2 protein-coding genes and 2 pseudogenes are annotated in these 4,517 nt (G+C 35.9%); 2 read left to right on the top strand and 2 right to left on the bottom strand.

What is annotated here, in order from left to right:
* The first annotated feature begins 338 nt into the window (after positions 1-338).
* Positions 339-2,040, top strand: a pseudogene (locus BHE89_RS10090) (amidohydrolase).
* Positions 2,041-2,121: 81 nt separating this feature from the next.
* Here the strand turns inward: BHE89_RS10090 and BHE89_RS10095 are convergent.
* Positions 2,122-2,586: a GNAT family N-acetyltransferase gene (locus tag BHE89_RS10095; RefSeq protein ID WP_069367535.1), complete on the bottom strand. Its 465-nt coding sequence runs from the start codon at positions 2,584-2,586 to the stop codon at positions 2,122-2,124.
* 9 nt (positions 2,587-2,595) lie between these two features.
* Positions 2,596-3,174, bottom strand: coding sequence for an LOG family protein (locus BHE89_RS10100; protein ID WP_069367534.1), 579 nt, complete (start codon positions 3,172-3,174; stop codon positions 2,596-2,598).
* A 332-nt stretch (positions 3,175-3,506) separates the two neighbouring features.
* Here BHE89_RS10100 and rhtA point away from each other — a divergent pair.
* A pseudogene (gene rhtA / locus BHE89_RS10105) lies at positions 3,507-4,392 on the top strand (threonine/homoserine exporter RhtA).
* Positions 4,393-4,517: the final 125 nt, after the last annotated feature.

Here is a 4,517-nt window from a genome sequence, read left to right on the forward strand (position 1 = left end):
GGATGTTTTATATAAAATAACTTACATAAAATATAAATAACAACCTCATAATTAATTATAAAGTTATTGTATTTATTTCATTTCAATTAGAATATTTTTAACATTAGTTTATAAGTCTAAATTATTTTAGCTTATTTAAATAAATTAAATAATAAAATTAGAAACATTAATAAAAGTAAGTTGTACTCTTATACATACCTGTTTTATATTGATTAATTATTTACGGCATATTTTCAAAATATTATCGCCCGCGTCAAAACGCAACAGGATGCCCTATAAGCAAAATAATCATTTAAGCACGCGCTCTATGTGCTAAAAAAGCAATACAAGGTAGAAGAATGACATTTCAAATTGCAGACACTCTCTATTACAACGGACTTATTTATACCGCTGATCATCATAACAATATTGTTGACGCTATCGCGATCAGCCAAGGTGTCATTATTGCTTCAGGAAAAAAAAGAAGGGTTACTTTCTTACTGTGATGAAAGCACTAAGCAGATTGATTTACAGGGAAGCATGGTCATGCCGGGCATTATTGATGCGCATATGCACCCATTTTGGGGAGGTGCAACGTTAGCAGGGTGCCATCTGGATTATCAATCACTCTCTATTGATGACATTTTATCGCGCATTCAAGAATACCTTGATGAAAACTTTATTGATAATGATACCGAATGGTTAAAAGTCTCTGCATGGTATCGTGAAGGCATGCAACCAGAAGGTGTGCAGATGACACGTTATCACCTTGATACCTTAAACACCGCTCGCCCTATTTTGCTCTTTTCTAGCGATTGCCATAGTGTACTTGCAAATTCTCGCGCTTTAGAACGATTAAATATCACGGCAGAAACACCCGATCCACCTGATGGAAACATTGAACGTGATGGTGATAGAACACCGATTGGTATTCTTGAAGATGCGCCAGCAATGCAAGCCATTGACAGCTTACCGCCACTGACTGAAGCTCAAAATTTACAGATAGCTCGCCATGTTCAAAAATTATTAAATGAACAAGGCGTAACCACTATTATGGATGCACGAGTAGGTGAGCCTCAATTACGAGCCTTTAATACATTAAGAAAAGCAGGCGAACTGACTCTTCGCGTAGAGAATGCCGTTGAAATCACCCCAGATGATGTACCTTGTATTGAAGATATTCCAAACGCGGTACGCCATGCTACTACTCGCTTTTCACAATGGCATCAAATCAGCAATGGAGCACAACCCAGTGTTGCGATCCGCCATATCAAACTTTTCCTTGATGGTGTATTACAAGCGCCGATTATGACAGCGCGCTTACACTCACCTTATCGTATTAATGTTGGCACTGATGACACACCACATTGGCAAGATTCTGAACATATTGGTGATCTCTATTTCTCTCCTGAAATTTTAACACCGTTAGTCACAGAAATTGCTCGTGCGGGCTATCACCCTCATATTCATACGGTTGCTGAAGGTGCAATTAGTACGGCCCTTGATGCTATTAGTGAAATGCGTAACGCCTTACCTGAAAAAGACATTAGACCAGGGCTTGCGCATAATGAATTGATGTGTGAAAAAGATTATGCGCGTTTCGCACAACTAAACACCTATCCTTTTCTTTCATTTCAATGGGCGGCGGTTGATCAAAATAACATCGAAAAAGATATTGAAATGTTAGGTAAATCTCGCTGCAACTATTTAGAAACTGCTGGAAAATTTATTGATGCTGGCGTCACTGTGGCTTTTGGTAGCGATTGGCCAATTGATCCGCTTAATGAATGGTATGATTTTAAAGTCGCAATGACTCGCCAAAAAGAGGCAACAAGTCCTCGTCTTGATAACGATCGTAATCTGACATTAGTGGAAGTCTTACGTGCAGCCACCATTAATGCAGCAGAAGCTTTGGATATGGACACTCAAATTGGATCACTCGAAGTCGGAAAGTTTGCCGATTTTATTGTATTAGATAGAAACTTGTTTGAAATACCGACAGAAGATGTTGAAAATGTCAGGGTATTGTGTACGATCATTGCGGGGAAACCCACAATTTAGCTGAATAATATAATTAATAAACCCGCCTTAAAGCGGGTTTATTTTTATTTAATTAGAGAAAATTAACGTCAATTTAATCTGCTATAAAGTGATCCCCATGACTGTGCTCACTTCTTTTAATCCTTCACGTTCGTAAAAACGTTTAGCCGCACCATTTTCAGCTAATACAGATAACTCAAGATGCGTCATTTTTTCTGATTTCGCCCACTCTTTCATCGCGGTTAATAATAAACGACCTACGCCTTGGCTACGAGCAGAAGGAGCGACAACAATATCATAAATATACGCATATTTACGTTGAACCAAGCAATTAAACAGGGGTGTTTCTTGAATTTGCGCTATGCTAAATCCAACCACTTTACCGTCTAAATCGGCAACTAAAAGATGAAACTTATTATTTTTAATTCCATTAATAATAAAGGCTTCATCTTGTTTACCCGGTTTTAATCGATCGGGTTGTAAGTTAGCCATTTCATTAAATAAATAAGTGTAAAGCGTATTAATTTCTTCTACATCAGACAAAATTGCTTTTCTTATTATTATCATTTTATACCTTTATTTGTTGTAGGTTTTTACAGGAGGCGCAATATACGTTTCAAATTTATCTAAAAGTTGAATAGGACATTGTTCCACAATCGCCATATTGCGGTATTTTTCATGTAAAAATTGTTCATCAGCCATTTTATCAATCATCATTAATAATGGAGAATAAAACTGGTTGATATTAAGTAAGCCTAATGGTTTCTGATGCAAACCAATTTGGCTCCACGTAAAAACTTCACTAAATTCTTCTAATGTACCAAAACCACCAGGTAAAGCGACAAAACCTTCAGCTAATTCGATCATTTTACTTTTACGCTGATGCATTGTTTCAACAACATGCAGTTCGGTCAGATTTTTATGTGAAATTTCACGCCCTTCTAATAAGGTAGGAATAACACCAATCACCTTTCCGCCTTCGGCTAATACCGTATCAGCAAGTGCGCCCATAATACCAACACTGGCGCCACCATAAACTAAGGTAATATTGCGTTTAACCAGCTCTTTAGCAAAAATAATTGCTTGTTCTTTATAAATAGGTGAAGCCCCTAAACTAGAACCACAATACACTGCGATAGATTTTATTTTACTCATTTTTTATTCTCTTTTAGCTAGTTAAAACGAGCTTGAAATTATACTGAAGGTACTTTTAATAAAAAAAGGTTAAAAAAAATGTTTTTACACTTTTTATCGCATATATATATTTAATCATTATTAATACTTATACTTGTAAGAAGTTATTTTTTTATTTTATTAAAAATAACTTAATTTATATTTTAGCTAGTTTCACTCAATCGAATTAAAATAAAAAACATTTATTAATAAATAGCTATATTAAAATAAGTAATTTTATTTTATATTATGCGATCCTTTGTTATCTGCAAACAGAGAACACATACGATTGATTATTGACGAGGTTTTATAGGATGTTGTCAGCCAGACACTCAGCTAAATTACAGGTGTTTTACCCTGTGCTTCTTTTGCTTCTCTCCATGCTTTCAATTCAAAGCGGCGCATCCCTTGCTAAAACCCTATTTCCTGTTATCGGCGCCCCTGCTGTAACAGCGTTACGTCTATTACTGGGTACATTGATCCTCTTTTTTATCTTTAAGCCATGGCGACTTAAATTGACTCGTGAATCGATAATGCCACTCTTTTTATATGGCTTATCGTTAGGTGCTATGAATTACCTTTTCTACCTTGCACTTGAAACAATTCCATTAGGTATTGCGGTTGCACTAGAGTTTACCGGCCCTTTAGCGGTTGCTATGTTTTCATCACGTAGAGCCATTGACTTTTTATGGATAATTTTAGTGATTGCTGGTTTAGGCTTATTACTGCCTATTGGCGATAATATCCATGATGGTCTTGATCCGCTGGGTATGCTTTATGCGTTGGGGGCAGGTGTAGGTTGGGCATTATATATTGTATTCGGACAACGTGCAGGAAAAGGCTATGGTGCCGCAACCGTCTCTGTTGGTTCATTAATTGCTGCCTTTATTTTCGTTCCTATTGGTATGTTACAAAGTAGTCCAGATATTATGTTTAGCTGGTCTATTTTACCTATCGCTTTAGCCATTGCGATTTTATCGACTGCATTTCCTTATACCTTAGAAATGGTCGCACTTACCCGCTTACCCGCTAAAACATTTGGTACGTTAATGAGTTTAGAACCTTGTATGGGCGCTTTTTATTGGTATTATTTTTCTTTACATGAACATCTGACACTAATACAATGGGTTGCCTTAGCCTTTATTGTTTTTAGCGTCTATTGGCTCAACAACGACAATGAAAAGTAAAAACCAAAATTGAAGAGGTTAAATAACTATTTAACTGTATTTTTTATAAGAAATAAATATTTATTTAAAAAGGATCTTTTTGATCCTTTTTTACTTATTAAATAATTAACTTTACTGACCTATCATTGCTATTTTACG

It is taken from the genome of Shigella sp. FC1967, from assembly GCF_001743005.1.
GTDB lineage: Bacteria > Pseudomonadota > Gammaproteobacteria > Enterobacterales > Enterobacteriaceae > Proteus.